The 19416-nt window shown below is 58.2% G+C and carries 19 protein-coding genes; 18 read left to right on the top strand and 1 reads right to left on the bottom strand.

What is annotated here, in order from left to right; translation table 11 throughout:
• The first annotated feature begins 63 nt into the window (after positions 1 to 63).
• From GPK89_RS06325 to GPK89_RS06315, 3 genes are read left to right on the top strand one after another with little or no spacing between them, the layout of a single operon-like run.
• Positions 64 to 438 (top strand): GntR family transcriptional regulator, encoded by a 375-nt coding sequence (locus GPK89_RS06325; protein ID WP_215692060.1) that lies wholly within the window; start codon positions 64 to 66, stop codon positions 436 to 438.
• Between the two features lie 3 nt (positions 439 to 441).
• Entirely contained in the window at positions 442 to 1140 is a 699-nt protein-coding gene (locus GPK89_RS06320) for an ABC transporter ATP-binding protein (protein ID WP_215692059.1), read from the top strand.
• On the top strand, positions 1134 to 1922 hold the full coding sequence (locus GPK89_RS06315; protein ID WP_215692058.1) for a hypothetical protein: 789 nt from the start codon (positions 1134 to 1136) through the stop codon (positions 1920 to 1922). Before GPK89_RS06320 ends, GPK89_RS06315 begins: the two co-directional genes overlap by 7 nt.
• Here GPK89_RS06315 and GPK89_RS06310 read toward each other — a convergent pair whose 3' ends face one another.
• Positions 1923 to 2762 carry a patatin-like phospholipase family protein gene (locus GPK89_RS06310; protein ID WP_215692057.1) on the bottom strand — a complete coding sequence of 280 codons (840 nt, stop codon included), beginning with the start codon at positions 2760 to 2762 and terminating at the stop codon, positions 1923 to 1925.
• Between the two features lie 147 nt (positions 2763 to 2909).
• On the opposite strand from GPK89_RS06310, the gene GPK89_RS06305 reads away from it, so the two are divergent.
• The 15 genes from GPK89_RS06305 (at position 2910) to GPK89_RS06235 (ending at position 19411) form a co-directional block, all read left to right on the top strand.
• Entirely contained in the window at positions 2910 to 3545 is a 636-nt protein-coding gene (locus GPK89_RS06305; protein ID WP_215692056.1) for a TetR/AcrR family transcriptional regulator, read from the top strand.
• A 106-nt stretch (positions 3546 to 3651) separates the two neighbouring features.
• A complete protein-coding gene (locus GPK89_RS06300) occupies positions 3652 to 3963 on the top strand; it encodes a hypothetical protein (protein ID WP_215692055.1) in 312 nt (103 codons plus the stop codon).
• Positions 3964 to 4263: 300 nt separating this feature from the next.
• Positions 4264 to 5310 carry a spermidine/putrescine ABC transporter ATP-binding protein gene (gene potA, locus GPK89_RS06295; RefSeq protein ID WP_215692147.1) on the top strand — a complete coding sequence of 349 codons (1047 nt, stop codon included), beginning with the start codon at positions 4264 to 4266 and terminating at the stop codon, positions 5308 to 5310.
• Between the two features lie 3 nt (positions 5311 to 5313).
• Positions 5314 to 6135 carry an ABC transporter permease gene (locus GPK89_RS06290; RefSeq protein WP_215692054.1) on the top strand — a complete coding sequence of 274 codons (822 nt, stop codon included), beginning with the start codon at positions 5314 to 5316 and terminating at the stop codon, positions 6133 to 6135.
• A gap of 1 nt (position 6136) precedes the next feature.
• A complete protein-coding gene (locus tag GPK89_RS06285) occupies positions 6137 to 6988 on the top strand; it encodes an ABC transporter permease (RefSeq protein WP_215692053.1) in 852 nt (283 codons plus the stop codon).
• Positions 6989 to 6990: 2 nt separating this feature from the next.
• A complete protein-coding gene (locus GPK89_RS06280) occupies positions 6991 to 8232 on the top strand; it encodes an ABC transporter substrate-binding protein (protein WP_215692052.1) in 1242 nt (413 codons plus the stop codon).
• 103 nt (positions 8233 to 8335) lie between these two features.
• Complete coding sequence (locus tag GPK89_RS06275; protein WP_215692051.1) at positions 8336 to 9079, top strand: acyl-[acyl-carrier-protein] thioesterase; 744 nt, start codon at positions 8336 to 8338, stop codon at positions 9077 to 9079.
• Between the two features lie 57 nt (positions 9080 to 9136).
• On the top strand, positions 9137 to 9997 hold the full coding sequence (locus GPK89_RS06270) for a TraX family protein (protein ID WP_215692050.1): 861 nt from the start codon (positions 9137 to 9139) through the stop codon (positions 9995 to 9997).
• A gap of 11 nt (positions 9998 to 10008) precedes the next feature.
• The gene (locus tag GPK89_RS06265) at positions 10009 to 10680 is read left to right on the top strand and encodes a response regulator transcription factor (protein ID WP_215692049.1); all 672 of its coding nucleotides are present in this window, start codon (positions 10009 to 10011) and stop codon (positions 10678 to 10680) included.
• Positions 10662 to 12023, top strand: coding sequence for a sensor histidine kinase (locus GPK89_RS06260; protein ID WP_215692048.1), 1362 nt, complete (start codon positions 10662 to 10664; stop codon positions 12021 to 12023). The genes GPK89_RS06265 and GPK89_RS06260 overlap by 19 nt, the downstream gene beginning before the upstream one ends.
• 72 nt (positions 12024 to 12095) lie before the next feature.
• Positions 12096 to 13163 (top strand): YcxB family protein, encoded by a 1068-nt coding sequence (locus GPK89_RS06255; RefSeq protein ID WP_215692047.1) that lies wholly within the window; start codon positions 12096 to 12098, stop codon positions 13161 to 13163.
• Between the two features lie 340 nt (positions 13164 to 13503).
• The gene (locus tag GPK89_RS06250) at positions 13504 to 16890 is read left to right on the top strand and encodes a DNA translocase FtsK (RefSeq protein WP_252261505.1); all 3387 of its coding nucleotides are present in this window, start codon (positions 13504 to 13506) and stop codon (positions 16888 to 16890) included.
• Positions 16880 to 17863: a ComEC/Rec2 family competence protein gene (locus tag GPK89_RS06245; protein WP_215692046.1), complete on the top strand. Its 984-nt coding sequence runs from the start codon at positions 16880 to 16882 to the stop codon at positions 17861 to 17863. Before GPK89_RS06250 ends, GPK89_RS06245 begins: the two co-directional genes overlap by 11 nt.
• A gap of 16 nt (positions 17864 to 17879) precedes the next feature.
• Positions 17880 to 18743 carry a methylenetetrahydrofolate reductase gene (locus GPK89_RS06240; RefSeq protein ID WP_215692045.1) on the top strand — a complete coding sequence of 288 codons (864 nt, stop codon included), beginning with the start codon at positions 17880 to 17882 and terminating at the stop codon, positions 18741 to 18743.
• The gene (locus GPK89_RS06235; protein ID WP_215692044.1) at positions 18743 to 19411 is read left to right on the top strand and encodes a methionine synthase; all 669 of its coding nucleotides are present in this window, start codon (positions 18743 to 18745) and stop codon (positions 19409 to 19411) included. The genes GPK89_RS06240 and GPK89_RS06235 overlap by 1 nt, the downstream gene beginning before the upstream one ends.
• Positions 19412 to 19416 lie beyond the last annotated feature (5 nt).

Below are 19416 nucleotides of genomic sequence, written 5' to 3'. Positions count from 1 at the left end.
ATATTGCAGTTGTATCATTGTATTAAGTTCTTAACACAATGATACAGCAAAGGAGCCGCCGTTATGAACTGGAACATCACAGCAGGCCGCCCGGTCTACGTGCAGCTTGTGGAACAGCTTGAGCTTGCGCTGGTGGCAGGGGAGTTCCCGCCCGGCAGCCGCATCCCGCCTGTGCGGGAGCTGGCCGCCGACGCGGGCGTCAATCCCAACACGATGCAGCGTGCCTTGCAGGAATTGGAAAGCCGCGGCTTGCTGCAAGCCCAGCGCACGGCAGGCCGCACCGTGACCGCCGATGACGCCGCGCTACACGCCCTGCGCCGCCGCCGCGCCCAAACGCTGGCAGGGGAGTTTCTGCATCAAATGCACGCCCTGAGCCTGACCGAAACCGAAATTGAAACGCTACTGCGCGAAACCGCACAGCAGCAGACAGAGGAGTAAACCATGGATGCTATTTATGAGGTACACGGCCTGACCAAACGGTATGGCCGCACCACCGCCCTGAACGGCGCAGAGTTTTCCGTCACGCCCGGCAAGCTGGTCGGGCTGCTGGGCCCCAACGGCAGCGGCAAAACCACACTGCTGAAAATCTCTGCCGGGCTGCTTACACCCACAGCTGGCAGTGTGCTGGTCAATAAGACCCCCGTCGGTGTCTACACCAAGGCTGTCACCAGCTATCTGCCGGATCGGATGGCCCTGCCTACTGAGTTCACAGCCGCTGACGCCGTGAGCCTGTACAATGACTTTTTCCCCGATTTTGACAAGGCCAAGGCCGACGCCATGCTGGCTGACCTGCGCATCCAAGCTCACGACAAAATCGGTGCCATGAGCAAGGGGACACAGGAGAAAATGCAGCTCTGCTTGACCATGAGCCGCGCCGCCAAGCTCTACCTGCTGGATGAGCCCTTAGGCGGCGTTGACCCCGCTGCCCGCGACTACATTTTGCAGACGATCCTTCACAATTACAGCGAGGACGCCGCGCTGGTCCTGTCCACCCACCTGATTGGCGACATCGAAAAGGTGCTGGATGAGGTGATTTTCCTGCAAAACGGCAAGGCCCTTCGCCAGGCCGCCGTTGACGAGCTGCGCGAGGAAACAGGCATGAGCGTTGATGCATACTTCCGGGAGGTCTACAAATGCTGACAAATTTATTGAAATACGAGTTCAAGGCCACGGGCCGCGTTGTCCTGCCGATTGCAAGCGGTGTGCTGGTGCTGAACATTTTCACCGGTATCCTGAGCCATTTTATCCAAAATACCTCTGACAGATTTCCGCTGGCCGGGCTGGCCCTGGTGTTGCTGAACCTGGCAGCGCTCGTCAGCCTGCTGGTAGTGCTGGCGGTCTGCTTCTTTATTGAAGTGCAGCAATTTTACCGCCTGCTGGGCGACCGCGGCTACCTGATGCTGGCCCTTCCCGTGCAGCCCTGGAAGCATATTGCCGCCAAGGTTATTTGCGGCACGGCGTGGACCGTGTTCGGTATGTTATTTTCTTCCGTCTGTGGTGCGCTGCTTACAGGCGATTTTGCATTCAGCGTCCCTCATGCTGAGGATTTTGCCATCTGGGCTGTAATGGTGCTTATCGTTCTGGCCCTGATTGCGGGGGCCCTGCTGCACACCTACCTGGCCTGTGCTTTCGCCGGGCAGTTCACCCAGCAGCGCATGCTTATCAGCATCGCCGCTTACTTCGTCATCGGTTTTGCCGGGCAGATGGCGGCACTGGTAACTGCGTTTTTCGTTGCCCTCTATGGATACAAATATTTCAGCAATATAAATTTCATCGGTGCATCGTTCATTTTAAACTATGACAACAGTCTGCCTTTCCTGCTGCTTTCCATGCTGGTCGTCTTTGCGCTCATCGCCCTCGTCGATGCCCTTATGTGGGCACTGACCCAGTGGTTCATGACCAAGCGGCTGAATCTGGCGTAATTACAGAAAGTCCCGGATGCGCTCTGCGTCTTTCATGCCTTTGCTGTACAGTTTTTTCAACGCCTCCTGGTCGCGGGTCAGCGTCTTGACGCCGCAGGTGTCGTCTGGCGCAATAATAAGCACCTTGCCCTCGGCGGCCAGCTTTTGGGCCAACGCAATACCTTCATTATAATGCTGCGCCCGCAGGGCCAGCTGTTCGGCGGCGTGGGGGTATTTTCGGTGGATGACCCGCGCCAGCTTACGGTCCGTGCCATCCGCGCGGATGGTGCCCACCGGCTTTGTCAAAATCAGCACAACCTTGTCGCAGCCGTCCGCAAAAGCCTTTTGCAAAGGGATCGTATCCCCCAGCGCACCGTCATAGTAAGGCACACCGCCAATCTCAATAGGCTTGCACGCCACCGGGATGCAGCAGGATGCCATCAGCACGCGGTAGTCGTCCTGACGCATATCGCCGCGTGTAAAGTACTTCGGCTTGCCAGTTGTGGCGTCTGTGGCGATCATGTACCACTCCATCGGATTAGCCGCCATCCTTTCAAAATCCAGTGGGTTTTCACATTCGCGGTTACTCAATGTGCCGTAGATATATTGCAGGTTCAAAAACGACCCGCCGTGCAGCATATTTCCTGCGCCCATATATTCTTTGCGCATGGAGTATTCCTCATAGAACAGATAGTTCCGCCCGCGCTGGCTGCTTAAATAGGAGGCAAGGTTAGCGCTTCCTGCCGAAATGCCGATGCCGTAATCAAATTGTACGCCGTTGTCCATGCACCAGTCAAACACGCCCGCCGCATAGATGCCGCGCAGACCGCCACCTACATCGATGACTCCGATTTTTTCCATACAATAACCCCTCTTTCTACTCTCAAAAGTATACCACCCCCGCTGCCGCAAATCACCGGACAATCCCGGGCAAATGTATTGACTTTTGGTGTGAAAGCGCGTATATTCAATTTACAGACCATTAGTCTGTAAAAAGGAGTGTATCCTATGTCGCGCAACAAATATCCGGAGCAAACCGTAGAAAAAATCCTTGACGCTGCCGCGTGCCTGTTTGCCCAAAAGGGCTATGCCCACACCACCTTGCAGGATGTCATTGACGAAACAGGACTTTCCAAGGGAGCCGTGTACCACCACTTTAAATCCAAAGAGGAAATTGCCGCCAAGGTGGGCGACCGCATGGGGGCGGAGTTTACGGCCACGCTGGCCCATATCCGCGACGACGACGCCATGACCGGGCTGCAAAAATTGCAGGCCGTCTTTGCCGCGTCGCTATTGCCGCAGCGCCAGCAAGCGCTGGGCCGCGCACTGCCGCGTCTTTGGGACGACCCTCAGTTTCTTTCCATTGAGCTGCACGATTTGTTGGAAAAGACTATTCCCATTTACATAACACCGATGATTCAGCAGGGAACAACCGACGGCAGCATCCACACCGCGGACGCCGCCGCATTGGGGGAAGCCCTGTTTTTACTGGCAGACCTCTGGCTCCACCCGCTGACGCGCCCTACCACGCCAGACCAGCAACGGGCACGGTGCGCGGTGTTCCGCCAGGTAACGCAGGGGATTGGGCTGGATCTGCTGACCGAGGAACAGAGTACACAGATGGTGAAGATGTGCGAGGAATAAGGTAAAAACCTGCATTTGGCGGCTTGCACCGCCAATTTTATTTCGCATTTACAAACCGCCGGTCGGTTTATATAAAACAGTTTTCACAAAAACAGGAGACACACCCATGAACACTACCTTTTACAGATTACTTATCTGCCAAATCGTTACGCTGTTCGCCAATGCGGCACTGCGGTTTGCGCTGCCGCTGTACCTGCTGCGCAAGACCGGTTCCGCTGCGCTGTACGGCGGCATCACGGCGGCGGCCCTGGTGCCGATGCTGGCGGGCACACTGTATGGGGGCATTCTGGCAGACAGCTGCCGCAAGCAAACGCTGCTGGCCGTTTTAAATTTCATCACTGCGCTGGGCCTGCTGGCCACCGCGGCGTCCATTACAATAAACATTGCCGCAGCGCGTTTTTTCTGCAAAGCAAGATAATTTTACGAAGTCATGAACACTTCTTTACAAAATCATGAAAAAGTTTTTATTGACAAACATTCTCCATGCCGTATAATGTATCTTGTGTGTGCATCTAAGGGTAAATTTTTTCTGCCCTGACACATTGGCGTTGTATGTGCTGCTTGCAGCGGACTTTGCAAAACAAAGACCGTGTAACAAACCTTTGCGGGGCGGCATAATTGACGCTGACTCGTCAAGGACTTTGTGCCGACCTAAGGAAGAAACGGCGCGCGAAGAAGCCCTGTAACGGGAAATTCCGCAAAGGGGGATGCAATGAAAATGAATGAAAATCTGATCGTATCTCTGAAAGACATTGTTGTCGATTTCGATGGGCAAAAGGTTCTGGACGGCCTTTCGCTGGACATCCACGACAAGGAGTTTGTCACTTTCCTCGGCCCTTCGGGCTGCGGCAAGACGACGACCCTGCGTGTGATTGCCGGTTTTGTCACCCCGAAATCGGGCAATGTCTTTTTTGATGGCAAGGACATCGCCAATATGCCGCCGTACAAACGGCCGGTGAATACGGTGTTCCAGAAGTATGCGCTGTTCCCGCACCTGAACGTGTTCGAGAACGTCGCCTTCGGCCTGCGCCTGAAAAAAATGGCAGAGGATGAAATCCGCCCGAAAGTACTGGAAATGCTTGAGACCGTCGGCCTGAAAGGCTTTGAGCGCCGCAGCATCCATCAGCTTTCCGGCGGCCAGCAGCAGCGCGTGGCCATTGCCCGCAGCCTGGTCAACCAGCCCCGCGTCCTGCTGCTCGACGAACCTCTCGGCGCCCTTGACCTCAAGCTGAGAAAAGAGATGCAGCTGGAGCTGAAACGCCTGCAGCGCGAAATGAACATTACCTTCGTCTACGTTACCCATGACCAGGAGGAAGCGCTGACCATGTCGGACACCGTCGTGGTCATGTCCGGCGGCAAGATCCAGCAGATCGGCTCTCCCCAGGATATCTATAACGAACCCAAGAACGCTTTTGTGGCCCGCTTTATCGGTGACTCCAACATCGTGGACGGCGTCATGCTGCGCGACTTCTATGTCAACTTCGGTGGGCATGACTTTACCTGCGTGGACCGCGGCTTCAAGCCCAACGAGCCTGTGCAGGTCGTCATCCGCCCCGAGGACGTGCAGATCGTGCCGCCTTCCGTCGGTATGCTGACCGGCCTTGTGCGTGAGGTCATCTTCAAGGGCGTTCACTTTGAAATGCACGTCGATGTGGAAGGGTATGAGTGGATCATTCATTCTACACAGGCCAGCCAGCCCGGCGAACTTATCGGCATGAACATCGGCCCGGACGAAATTCATATCATGAAGCGTTCGGAGGTGTGATAGATGCTCAAATCCAAAACCTCCCGCTGGCTGGCAGGGCCGTATCTGCTCTGGATGGCCATTTTCACTGTCGTGCCGCTGGTCATCGTCGTCTGGTACGCCATGACGAACACCGCCGGACAGTTCACCCTTGACAACCTGACCCAGATTGGCCGGTATTCCAGCGTATTTGCCCGCAGCCTGATTCTGGCCGCCATTTCCACGGTAGTCTGCCTGGTCATGGCGTTCCCGGTCGGGTATTTTCTCTCCCGCCTGCGCGCCAACAAGCAGCATATCATGCTCATGCTTATTATGCTGCCCATGTGGATGAACTTCCTGCTGCGCACCTACGCATGGATGACCCTGCTTGAGAAAAACGGCCTTATCAACAAATTCTTCGGTCTGTTCGGCCTTGGCCCCTTCAACATGATCAATACCTCCGGCGCGGTCGTGCTGGGCATGGTCTACAACTATCTGCCCTTCATGATTCTGCCCATCTACACGGCCATGACGAAGATCGATGATTCCATCGTCGAGGCCGCGCAGGATCTGGGCTGCAACGTCTGGCAGATTTTGTTCCGCGTGCTCGTACCGCTGACCGGCCCCGGCATTGCCACCGGCATTACCCAGGTGTTCGTGCCCGCCGTCTCCACCTTTATTATCAGCCGTATGCTGGGCGGCGGCTCCAACCTGCTGATCGGCGACTTGATCGAGCTGCAGTTCCTCGGCAACTCCTACAACCTGAACCTCGGCTCTGCCATGAGCCTGGTGCTGATGGTCATTGTCCTGCTCTGCATGAGCTTCACTTCGAGCTTCGACGAGTCCGAGATGGAAGGAGTGATGTGACATGGCGAAAAAACATTCCGCGCTGCTCATGCGCACCTACGTCATTCTGGTGTTTTGCTTCATGTACCTGCCCATCGCGGTCATGATTGCATTCAGCTTTAACGAGAGCAAATCCCGCTCCAACTTCACCGGCTTCACGCTGGGCTGGTACAAGAGCCTGTTCCACAACGAGATGATTTTGTCGGCCCTGGGGCTCAGCCTGGTGCTGGCACTGGTTTCCAGTGTCATCGCCACGGTGCTGGGCACGCTGGCGACTATCGGTATCAACTCGATGTCCCGCCGCAGCCAGCTCATCATCAACAACATCAGCTATGTGCCGGTCGTCAACCCGGAGATCATCACCGGCGTTTCGCTGATGCTGCTCTTCGTCATGGCGCAGAGCTTCGGTATCGGCGGCGAGAGCGGCATCTTCGGCTGGCCCACGCTGCTGATTGCTCACATTACCTTTAACATCCCTTACGTTATCTTTAATGTAGGCCCCAAGCTGCGCCAGCTTGACCCGAGTTTGTACAACGCCGCGCTGGACCTTGGCTGCACGCCGCGCCAGGCATTCTCCAAGGTCATCATGCCGCAGCTGTCCCCGGCAATTCTGTCGGCGTTCCTCATCTGCCTGACCTACTCCATCGACGATTTCATGATTTCCTACTTCAACTCCGGCACGATGCAGACGCTGCCCATCGCCATCTACTCGATGACCCGCAAAAAGGTCAGCCCCGAGATCAACGCCCTGTCAGCGGTCATGTTCTGCGTCATTCTGGCAATCATCCTGATTTCCAACGCCGCGGATTCCCGCGCCTACCGCCGCAACCAGAACGCCATCCGTAAGGCTATGCAGGACGAAGGGGGGCGCTGAAGATGAACTGGAAAAAACTTTCTGCCGCCGCAATGGCAGCCCTGACTGTCACGATAATAAGTGCTGCCCCGGTGTGGGCCGCCGAGGATATCCCCGTCAACGACGATATTTCCGTCTCCGGCGACTACGATTGGACCCGCTTTGCGGACGACCACATCACGCTGAATGTCTACAACAACGGCCTGTACATTTCCGATGGCTCGGACGAGAGCGTGAACGTCCTCTCCGCGTTTGAGGAGCTGACCGGCATCAAGGTCAACTACACGACCTACGACTCCAACGAGAGCCTGTACGCCAAGCTGAAATCTGGCGGCGTGTCCTACGACGTCATTTTTCCCTCCGACTACATGGTGGGCAAAATGGCGAAGGAGGGGATGCTGGCCGAGCTGAACATGGACAACATCCCGAACTTTGCCGGCATCGGTGAAGAATACCTGGACCGCAGCTTTGACCCCGGCAATAAGTACAGCGTGCCCTATATGTGGGGCACGACCGGCCTTGTCTACAACACGACGATGGTCGAGGAGCCGCCTACAAAATGGGCCGACATGTGGGATGTGGAGTACACCAACAATGTGCTGATGTTCAACAACTCCCGTGACGCCTACGCCATCGCTGCCAAGACGATTGGCCTGTCGATGAACCCTCAGTCGGTGGACGAGATTACCGCCATCACCGACGCGCTGAAAAAGCAGAAGAACATCGTGCAGGCCTACGTCATGGATGAGGTCTTTGACAAGATGGAGGGCGGCGAGGCCGCCATGGCACCCTATTACGCGGGCGATGCCATCACGATGATCGACGAGAACCCCGACCTGGCGTTTGTCCACCCGGAAGAGGGCGTCAACTTCTTCGTCGACAGTATGTGCATTCCGGCCAACGCCAAGCATCAGGAAGCCGCCGAAATGTTCATCAACTATCTTTGCGAGCCGGACGTCGGCCTGGCAAACGCTGACTTCATCGGTTATTCCACCCCCATCACGGCCGTGTGGGAAATGCTGGACGATGATTTGAAGTACAGCGAAATTGCCTACCCCAGCCAGGAGGTTCTGGACAAGGCAGAGGTCTTTGAGACGCTGCCCGACGACATCAACGCCGCCATGGACGCCCAGTGGAGCGAAATGAAGAGCTACGAAGAAGGCGGCAGCGGCTGGATGGTCGTTGTGCTGCTGATGCTGTCCCTTGTTATTTCCGCTTTCAATATCTGGCGCAAACTCCGCAAAAAGACGCGGGATAATTATTGACCCTTATGCTGCACACCGTCTGCGTGTGCAGCTTTTTTGCATTTTCTCCGCACTTGTGTTATACTCTTCTTGATCAATCAATTGTACTAAGGAGGGCGCATCCATGCCCGAAAAACAGATAACCTACACCCAAAAATTCACGGTCTACCGCGCGGACGGCGACCACCTGGGCAACGTCAAGCTCGGAGCTTTGCTGCGCTATGCCCAGCAGATTGCCACCACCCACGCCGAGGCCGTCGGTCTGAGCGATTCCCTCTACCGTGAGACGCACACCGCCTATGTGCTGGCAAAGCTGGCCCTGCACGTCAACCGTCTGCCCCGCGTGGACGAGGGACTGACCCTCGTTACCCAGCCCGAGCGCTGCAAGCGCGCCGTCAACAAGCGCATCACCCATTTTTACGATGCCAGCGGGGCAGAGGTCGTCACAATGGACAGCCGCTGGGTGCTCATCGACACCGAAAAGCGGATGATTTTGCGCAAGCACCCGCCGCAGTTTGCCGACCAGTGGGCCGAGGATGTACCGATTGAACTGCCGATGAAGCTGCCCCGCCTCGCGCCCGAGGACTGCGAGACGCTGGGCACGCAGACGGCGACTTACTCCCGCTGCGATATGAACGGCCACCTGAACAACACCCGCTACGCCGACATCGTCTGCGATGCCGTGCCATGGGAGGTGTGGGATACCGCGCAGATTTCCGACTTTATCATCAACTACCACCGCGAGGTCCCGCGCGGCGAGAACTTCACCCTGCGCCGCGCCGCGCTGCCGGATAACCAGTTCTATTTTGACGGTGAGCGCGAGGGAAAGTCCGCGTTTGAAGCCGTCGTAACCTTCAAAACCTTATAATTTCTACACAAACCCCTGTTACACTGTTTACATCGACAATGTAAAGGAGTTATTATTATGACAAAGCAAAAATTCGGCCTGACAGGCACGGCGCTCAAAACCATTGCGCTGGTGCTCATGGTGATGGATCACATTCACTACTTTTTTGAATTTACGGGCGTTGTACCGGAATGGTTCAGTATGCTGGCGCGGCTGTCCGCGCCGCTGTTTCTGTTCTGCACTGTTGAGGGCTTCGCCCATACCCATGACCGCAGGCGCTACTTCCTGCGTATCTGGGCCATCGGTACTGCGATGGGCACTGTGGAATTTTTTATGATCTATGCAGGGGCCTTCCGCCGCGGGGACGGCTTCTACCCGCTGAATGCCATTTTTCAGGATCTGATGCTGCTCTGCATCATCTGGCAGGGCATCGACTGGCTGCGCCAGCGCCGGTTTGTGCGGGGCGCACTGGCTGCTGCCATGCCGATTCTCTGGCCGATTTGCATCGTAGCGCTGCTGATGCTTTTTCCCAAAATTCAGGACGCACCGATCGGCTCCTCCGTGTTGGCGTGGGTCATCACCGCGCCGCTGCCTTTGTGGACATCCATCACCGATGGCGGCTGGTCTTTTCTGGCCGGGGGCATCGTGCTGTATGCGCTGTATAACCACAAGCGCCTGCGGCTGGTCGTTTGGGCGGCTATGACCTTCCTGTGTGATTTTGTTCTGGTCTTTCTGCAGGTTCGCGGTCTGCCGGATTTCGCCTTTTCCCAGATGTTCACAGTCTACTATGAGTGGCTCGGCGTCTTTGCCGTTATCGGCATGGCGCTGTACAACGGCCAGCGCGGCAGCGGCCACAAGCAGCTGTTCTACTGGTTCTACCCGGCACATGTCTATCTGCTTTACGGTGCATCCTGTCTTGTTTACAGCTTACTGCAATAAAAGGGGCTATTATGGCAAACATTCTGGCGGTCGATGATGACCGTGACCTTTGTACGCTGCTAAAAACAGCGCTTGAGCGTGACGGCCACACCGTAGAAACGCGCACCTCCGGCACGCAGCTGACCGATACGCTCTGCCGCTGGGCAGACTGCATCCTGCTGGATGTGATGATGCCCGGTGAGGATGGCTTCGCCGTCTGCAGGCGCATCCGCGCCGAGACAGATGCGCCGATCTTATTTTTGACCGCGCGTACCGATGAGCCGTCGGTGCTGACAGGCCTTGGCCTTGGCGCGGACGATTACCTGACCAAGCCGTTCCGCATAGCGGAGCTGCGTGCGCGGGTCGCAGCACACCTGCGGCGGCAGAACCGCACACCATCCCATAAGATCACCCGCGGCGGGGTGGCGCTGGATCTTTCCGCCAAGGAAGCCAGCGTTGGCGGCACGCCTTTGCACCTGACAAAATCCGAGTACGCCATCTGTGAGCTGCTGGCCCTGCATGCAGGGCAGACCTTTTCCAAAGAACAAATTTATGAAGCGGTGTTCGGTTACGATGGTACAGCGGATGACACGGCCATCACCCAGCACATCAAGAACATCCGCGCCAAACTGCGCGCGGCCGGGGCAGGGGAGGTGCTGCAAACGATATGGGGAGTGGGCTACCAATGGCAAAACGAAAACTGACCAGTCTGCGCACCGTGCTGCTGCGGTATCTTCTTCTGTGCGGCGGCGGGTGTGCGCTGATTCTGGTACTTTGGTGGGGCATTTTTATGCAGCTGATAAACATCGGTTTTCTGCTGCCTGCCGTGGCGTCCGCCCAGGCCTGCGCCGATGCCCGGGGGACTGTAGCCTCAATGACGGCAGACACCTTCGATTCCCTGCAGATCAGCGACTTATGCCGCTGGGCCGTGGTGCAGAACGACACGGTCTTGCAAACGAACATGACCAACCGGCAGCTGAAAATTGCTCTCAACTCCTACCACGGCGGCAGCGGCAATCTGGGGTATATGCAGTACCAGTACGATGTCAAAATGGCTGACGGAAGCTTTTGCCTTTTGCAGTACGACTATGCTACGCCCTACGCCGACCCGGCCCTGCGGGACACGCTGCCGGATTTCCAGACCTTCTATTTTGTGCTGCTGGCGGCACTCATCCTCGTTTGGCTGGGCTGGCAGACCCACTGCACCGTGCGCACTTTTGCCGCAGAGACTACCCGGCTGAACGCGGCCGTAGATGCTATTGCCGCCCGGCAGCTGGAGCAAATTGACACGGATGGCGTGCGCATTCGGGAATTTGCCGCCACCTTACAGGCCTTACAGACGATGGGCCGCGAACTGACGGACAGCCTACAAAGCCAGTGGCGGATGGAGCAGCAGCGCACCGAGCAGATCGCCGCATTGGCCCATGACTTGAAAACACCGCTGACCGTCATACAAGGCAACGCCGAGCTTCTTGAGGAAGATACCCTGAGCGATGCACAGCATGCCCAACTGCAGGCCATCCTGCGCGGCACAGAGCGCGCACGCCACTATTTGGCCGCTCTGCGCACAGCTGGCGCAGCACCTGCCGTACAAACATCGCTGGCCAGCCACGCCCTCACGGAACGGCTGGCGCAGACAGCCCGCGCTCTCTGCGCGCCTGCCGGAATCCATTTTATATTACAGGAGGAATGGCAGGGGACGATCCGTGCTGCAGAAAACGACCTGCTGCGTGCTGCGGAAAACCTTTTGGACAACGCCGCCGCCCACACTCCGCGCGGCGGAACCGTCACCCTGACCGTTGCAAAGGAAAACAACAGCTTTATTTTGCGTGTGACCGATACCGGCCCCGGCTTCACGCCAGAAGCGCTGGCAAAAGCAGGAGAAATGCTCTACACCGACGCCGCCCGCAGCGATGCCTCCCATCAGGGATTGGGGCTGTATTTTGCGAAAAAAGTCGCACAGTTCCACGGCGGCACACTGGTTTTATCTAACCTTTCCGGCACACATGGTGCCTGCGCCGAGCTGCGCCTGCCGATTGGCAGATAGTGCTTGACGGCGATTTTGCCTTGTGCTAAAATCAGGAAAAATCTGTATGCAAGCGAAAGGAATGTACCCGGCATGGATACTCAAAAATTCTGGCAACTGGATCAGCCGCAAGGCACGCCGCTTTATACGTTGGATGTGCACAACACCCAAACCATGTACGTTAAGCGGATGTTTCTTGTCAATCGCCTGCGTCTGTGGCAGCTTGCTGTGCTCGTCGCCTTGCTGTTTTTATATATCAATTCTGCGTCGGTTCTGGGGTTTGTGTTGGGATTTCTTTCAATTCCCTATGCGTTTTTCCTCGCGCGTTCGATGGCAGTTTCCGCATATAAAAGCAACGAAACCGCCCGCGGCAAGCTCGTCCACTACACGTTTTACGAGGATTGCTTCACAGTGCAAAGCTCCTACTCCCAAAGCACGATTTGGTATGACGACCTTTACCGGGTCATTGTGCGGAAGCATTCCGTCTGCCTGATGGTCTCCAACCGTATCGGCTATGCCTTGTGTGAGAACGAATGTCCCGAAAGCGTGCTGGATTTTCTGCGTGAGCGCTGTGCCGAGAAGCGAAAGCCGAAGGTGAAAGAGATACTCTTTTCCGTTTTGTTTGCCCTTCTTTGTGTCCTGTTCCTCAGCTATGCCTGCATGGCCGTACTGGCCCGCTGCAGCACCTCTGCAGAAACTGTTCCCGCGCCCACGCCGCTCCCAACAGAATCGGCCATCGTCGAGGAAGAACCGACCCCGGCACCCACAGCCGCCCCTACCGCTGCCCCCGACACAGAAGAAACCATCTCTAAAGACCCTATCAGCACCGGCTATGACGTAATCTACGAAACCTATCTGAAGGAAACCTCCACCACCTACGAGTTCAAGCTGACCGCAAAAGGGGAGGACTACATCATCCTGAACGATACCGACGACGCCGTAGAATTTTTGCAGTACGACCGTGACTCCGCAAACGGCAGCTGCGCCCTGTATGTGTATGAGCGCTGCCCCAAGGGCGAAAACGGCGGTTGGTCCCGGCAGGAGGCGCAGATTTTGAACATCTACGCCTACCACTACTGGGATGGTGCCACCGCCGCCAGCGGCAAAACCGGCTGGGGCGACGCACCCACTAAGGAGTACAGCGAATTAACAGGGGAGTGAGCCGGACACAAATGTGAACAAATTGAAAAATGACAAAAGATTTACAATTTGCTATTGACATTTGATGACAAAACAGTTACAATTTAGTTGCAAGCTAAATGAACCCCAAGTCAAATAGCTTTAACCACATTTTTCATGTGTTCTTCTCCTCCTTTCTTTAAATCCCCGCCCATCCCTCAGGGCGGGGATTTATTTTTTTGTAACCGTCTGTCGCCCCAATTCGCTTTACAAGATTTTCTAATCGTGATAAAATAAAAGTCGTATGTCCTTATCAGTCTGCTGCGACCGCAGACTTCCTATTATATATGTACTGAGTAACAAGAGAGGGAATCACTGAAACATGGCACAATCTCGTTCCGGTAAAAAATCCACTTCCGGCTCCGGCAGCAAAAAACGTACAAGTTCCTCGTCGCGCTCGGGTTCTTCCCGCAGCAGCGCCGGGCGTTCTTCGTCGTCGCGTTCCGCATCGTCTGCCCGCAGCCGTCAGGCATCCAGCCGCGCCCAGCGCCGCGCCGAGACCCCGAACCTTGCCCGCAGTGTGCTGTTGGTGGGGCTGGGGTTGCTCTGCGTTGCGCTGGTGCTTGTACCCGGACAAAATGTCTGGCGCACGCTGCGCAGCTGGTATTTCGGCATTTTCGGCGTCACGACCTACCTGGTCGGGCCGTTTTTGCTCTACCTTGCCTACCTGCTGGCTTCTGGCTACCGCGTGGCGCTGTTTGCAGGTAAGGTGTCGCTCATGGGCGTGCTCTGCGCCAGCGTACCAGTCATTTTCTCCAAACTGAACGTCGAAGGTCTCAGCTCGTGGGAAGTCATCAAGATGCTGTTCACCCGCGGCGGCACCTATTTCTGGGAGGGCGGCGTCCTCGGTGCGCCCATCGGCGCGGCGTTGCTGGCCTTGTTTGGCCGCCCGGCATCCAATATTTTAATGCTGCTCGTGTTCCTGCTGGGGCTGATGTTCTTCTTTGCCATCACCCCGGCTGACGTCGTGCTGTTTGTCAACAATCAGTACCAGGCCTTGCAGTCCAAGCGCGAGGAACGCGCCTCCGCCGAGACCGCCTACGACACCCGCCTGTTCAACCAGAAGCCGGAGGAGGAGAGCGTCGAGAACCTGACCGGCGCACTGCCGGACGCGAACCGTCCACATCACCCGGTCTACGACGTCATCGCCGACACCAGCCGCTTTCCCAAGCAGCAGCCCGCACCGGTGCAGCCTGCCCAGCAGACCTACACGGCAGGCCCGGTCACACCAGTGGTGCCGCAGGCCCCCTTTGCGGCTCAGCCCGCCCAGCAGCGCCCGGATTTTGACGTAGATCTTGGCCCCGCTGCCAGCGACGGTGCCCGTTTGAAAGCCCAGACCCACGACCCGCTGGAGCCGGTCAACATCGGCCCGGGCGGCACCTTCGGCATGGACCCGCTCTCCAACAAGACAAGCACCACTTTCCATTACGCCCAGCAGGCACAGCCCGCCCCGGCCCCCGCGCCGCAGGAGGATTTTGAGTTGCAGTTACAGCCTGCCGAGGAACCCGCTGTACCCGTCTACACGCCGCCCATCACGCCCGCGCCCACCCCGGCACCCGCGCAGGAGCCGATGGATGAGCTGGATGCGCTGATCAATCGCGCCGTGAGCGGCCACGCGCCTTATTATGCCCCCCAGGAGGTCAGCGCCGAGACAACGCTGGACCTGCCGCAGCCCACCGAGTTTGAAACTCCGCTGACGCCGGTGCCCCAGTTCGACACGCCGCTGATCCCGGTGGAGGACGAACCCGAGCCTGATCCGGTGCAGCTGCCGCAGCTGGATATGACCGGCCGCGTGCAGGGTGACACAATGGTCATTTCCCCGGCTGATTTGGCCGCCCAGACTACCGCCCCGCTGGGCGGTACGCCTGCTCCATCTGTTCCTGTTGCACCTGTCGCCCCGGCCCCTGCGCCCGCAGCTATCCCGACGCTGGGCGGCAGCTTTACCGATACCGGCAGTGCGGTCAGTGCCGCCTGGCAGTCCGGCCGCTCTGTCTCGGAGATGCTGGATGAGCTGGCCGCTGAGCCTGCCGCGCAGCCTGCGCCCACCATGACCCGCCCGGTTGCCGAGACGACGCAGGACAGCTTCACCGTGCCGCAGCAGGGTGAGGCCGCCCGCGTGCGGGTTTCCACCGCCGTAGGCAACTCGGCCAGTGCGCCCATCCATACACCGCCATCCGCCGCTAAGGCAGACCCCAACGCCATGCGGCTGCCCACATCGGAGGAGCAGCCCCCCGAGCCGTACTGCTATCCGTCGGTCAACCTCTTTAACCCCACACGTCCCGACGATGAAGCCGGTGCCGCCCGCGAAATGAAGAAGAACGCCGACATCCTCGTCAACACGCTGGACAGCTTCGGCGTCAAGACCACGATGCTGGATATCTGCCGCGGTCCCTCTGTCACCCGGTACGAACTGCAGCCTCAGGCTGGTATCAAGGTCAGCCGCATCACAAGCCTGGCCGATGATATCGCCCTGAACCTGGCCACTGCGGGTGTCCGTATCGAGGCTCCCATCCCCGGCAAGCCCGCCGTCGGCATCGAAGTTCCCAATAAGATTCGTTCTACCGTCAATATTCGTTCTGTCTTTGAGTCGCAGAACTACGTCAACATGCGCAGCCCGCTGACGATGGCCCTGGGCAAGGATATCGCCGGTACGGCCCAGGTCGCCGACCTTTGCAAGATGCCTCACCTGCTGATTGCAGGTTCCACCGGCAGCGGTAAATCCGTCTGCGTCAACTCTATCATCATCAGCTTCCTGTTCCGTTCCGGGCCGGAGGATGTCAAACTCATTCTCATTGACCCCAAGGTCGTTGAATTGGCCGAGTATAACGGCATCCCGCATCTTCTGATGCCTGTCGTCACCGAGCCGCGCAAGGCCGCCGGTGCGCTGGGTGCCAGCGTTGCCGAGATGGAGCGCCGCTACAAGCTCTTTGCCGAAAATAATGTCCGCGAGATCAAAGCCTACAACAAACTGGCCGCCCAGACCGGCATGGAACACCTGCCTTATATCGCCATCGTCATTGACGAGTTGGCCGATTTGATGATGGTTGCCGGCAAAGAGGTCGAGGACTACATCTGCCGTATCGCGCAAAAAGCCCGCGCCGCCGGTATCCACCTGATCGTTGCCACCCAGCGCCCCAGCGTTGACGTCATCACCGGCCTGATCAAGGCCAATATCCCCAGTCGTATCGCTTTTGCTGTTTCCAGCCAGATCGACAGTCGAACCATTCTGGACAGCGGCGGTGCCGAAAAGCTGCTGGGCAACGGTGATATGCTCTTCCTGCCGGTCGGTGCCTCCAAACCCGTCCGCGTGCAAGGCACCTTCGTGACTGATGAAGAGATTGGCGCGGTGCTGAGCTTTATCAAGTCCACTTCCTCCGCCCAGTACGACGAAGAAATGATTGCCGAAATGGAGCGCCGCGCTGTTGCCGAGAAGGGCAGCAAGAAGGGCAGCGACGATGACGGCGACGCAGGCGGCGCACTGGATGCCATGTTTGAGCAGGCCGTCGAATGCGTCATCGATGCCGGGCAGGCCAGCACCAGCCTGTTGCAGCGCCGCTGTAAGCTGGGCTACGCCCGTGCGGCCCGCATCATGGACCAGATGGAACAGGAAAAGATCATCGGCCCCTATGAGGGTGCCAAGCCCCGCGCCGTGCTGGTGACCAAGGCCGAGTGGGAGGAGCGCAAGCTGGGCGGCCAGTATGACGAGTAACCGCTTCAAAAAGGCTGCCAGCATTGCGGTGGCTGCTTTGCTGCTTGTGCTGCTCTGCGCCGCGCTCGTCATCCAGTTTGCGGGCGGCAAATGCCCTGTTCCCACCTGGCAGCAGCTGCGCGCTTTCTTCGGTGTGCCGCTGCAAACCGAGGAAAGCGCCCCGCAAATCGCCGACGGCAGCACTGTTGTCTATGTGCTGGACGTGGGGCAGGGCGACGCCGTGCTGCTCTGCCAGGATGGCCGCTGGTGCCTGATTGACACCGGCCCCGCCGAAGCCGAGGACGCGCTGCTGTACGATTTGGATGCACTGGAGGTCGAAACGCTCGACTACCTTGTGCTGACCCATCCCCACGCTGACCACACCGGCAATGCCCGGGCGGTGCTGCAAAATTACCCGGTTCAGACACTGCTGCTGCCAGACTGGCAGCCCGGCCCCGAGGACACCGCCGACTGGCCGCGCAATTTAGCGCAAGCGGCCGCCGACAGCGGGGCGGAAATCCTCACCACCGAAGCAGGGGACAGCTACTCTTTAGGCGGCGGCACGCTGCAGATTTTACAGGGCGGCAGTGCTGAGGCTGCGGACGACAGCGTCAACAATGCCTCGCTCTGCACGCTGTTCACAGCAGGTGACTTCCGCTTTTTAGACACCGGTGACGCCGAGGAAGCCGCCGAGCAGCAGCTCTTGGACACCTACGGCACCTCCTTGCACACGACCCTTTTCAAGGCTGGGCACCATGGTTCTTACACCTCCAACAGCCTTGCGTTTTTGCAGGCTGCGGCCCCGCAGGCCGTGGCCGTCAGCTGTGGGCTGAACAATGATTACGGCCACCCGCACCGCGCGGCGCTGCAAAATTTTGCTGCCGTCGGCGCAGAGGTGTACCGGACTGACTTACAGGGCAGCCTGACCTTTATCTGGCAAAATGATACTCTGACTGTGGAAACCACCGCGGATTCCGCCGAACTTGCGGCGTAACAATAAGGAGAAAAAAATGACGATCACCGAACAGTTCAAAACTAAGCGCTGCGTTTTCTCAATTGAATGCTTTCCCCCGAAGCAGACCACCCAGATGGACAAGCTCAAGGACACGCTGCAAAAGATGCAGGCGCTGACTCCCGGCTTCATCAGCGTGACTTTCGGCGCGGGCGGCTCTGCGGGCGGCGTTTCCACCGCCGAGGTAGCGGACTACATCCAGAACGAGCTGCACATTCCCACACTGGCACACCTCATCTGCATGGGCAACGACGAGACCTGCGCTGCCGAAATCCTTGATCAGCTGGAGGCCGTCGGCGTTCGCGATGTGCTGGCCCTGCGCGGTGACCGCAGCCCGGCCCGCCCCGAAAGCCCCGACTTTAGGCACGCCAGTGACCCGACCTCCTTTATTAAATGGAAGAAGCCGAATTTCTCCGTCCACGGTGCCTGCTACCCGGAGGGCCACCCCGAGGCCGACACCCTGCTGCACGATGTGGAGAACCTGCGCATCAAGCAGGCAGCGGGTGCCGAGCATCTGCTGACCCAGCTGTTCTTCGATAATATGCACTTCTATCGCTTCCTGAACCTGGCCCGACGCGCCGGTATCACGCTGCCCGTCTCGGCCGGCGTCATGCCCATTGTCAAGCGCAGCCAGATCGAGCGCACCGTAGCGCTGTCCTCGGCCAGCCTGCCGTCGGACTTCACCCGCATGATTTCCCGCTATCAGGACGACCCGGCCAGCCTGTACGATGCCGGCATCGACTACGCCGTCAACCAGCTGCGCGACCTGATCGAAGGCGGCGCGGATGGCATCCACCTGTACGCCATGAACGACGCCGCCGTGGCCGCCAAGGTCTACGACGGCATCAGGGACTTGCTGTAATGGAACGCCGCAAGCCTGCCGCCATCCGCCGCGCCACGGCGCTGCGGTACATGGGGGCCTCCGGCTGGACGCCCGATGATGCTACCACCGCGTTGCTGGATAAAGCGGAAAAGCAAATTCTCGCCATCGCCGCGCCCCATGTTGTGTGGCGCGTCCTGCCGCTGGCCGTGCTGCCGTTTGATAACTGCGGCACCGACCTAGCCCGCCATTTGCAGGGCTGTGATAAAGCACTGCTGATGGCCGCGACCCTCGGGTCGGAGATCGATAAATTTCTGCGCCGTTTGGAACTGACCGACATTGCCTCGGCGACGGCTGCGGATGCACTGGCTTCGGTTCTGCTGGAACAGGTCTGCGACGAGTGGGAGGCTGAGCAGCGCCCGCTGTTCGAAGCGAAGGGCCTGTACCTGACCGGCCGCTATGCGCCGGGCTACGGTGACTGCCCGCTGGATTTGAACGATGAGCTTTGCCTGGCAGTAGACAGCGTTCGCGGCTGCGGCCTGGCCGTGACGCCGCAGCATCTTTTGACCCCGCGCAAAAGCACCACCGCCATTTTAGGCATTGCCGATCATCCTGTGACCGGCACCCGCGCAGGCTGTGCGACCTGCCATTTAAAAGAGACCTGCTCGTTCCGTAAGCGCGGCACGACCTGTTTCAACCAAGAGGGATAGGGGAG

Origin of the sequence: Gemmiger formicilis, assembly GCF_018784445.1 — a bacterium.
GTDB lineage: Bacteria > Bacillota > Clostridia > Oscillospirales > Ruminococcaceae > Gemmiger.
Note: the sequence above shows the minus strand (reverse complement) of the source record. Positions and strands in the feature narration are given on the sequence as shown.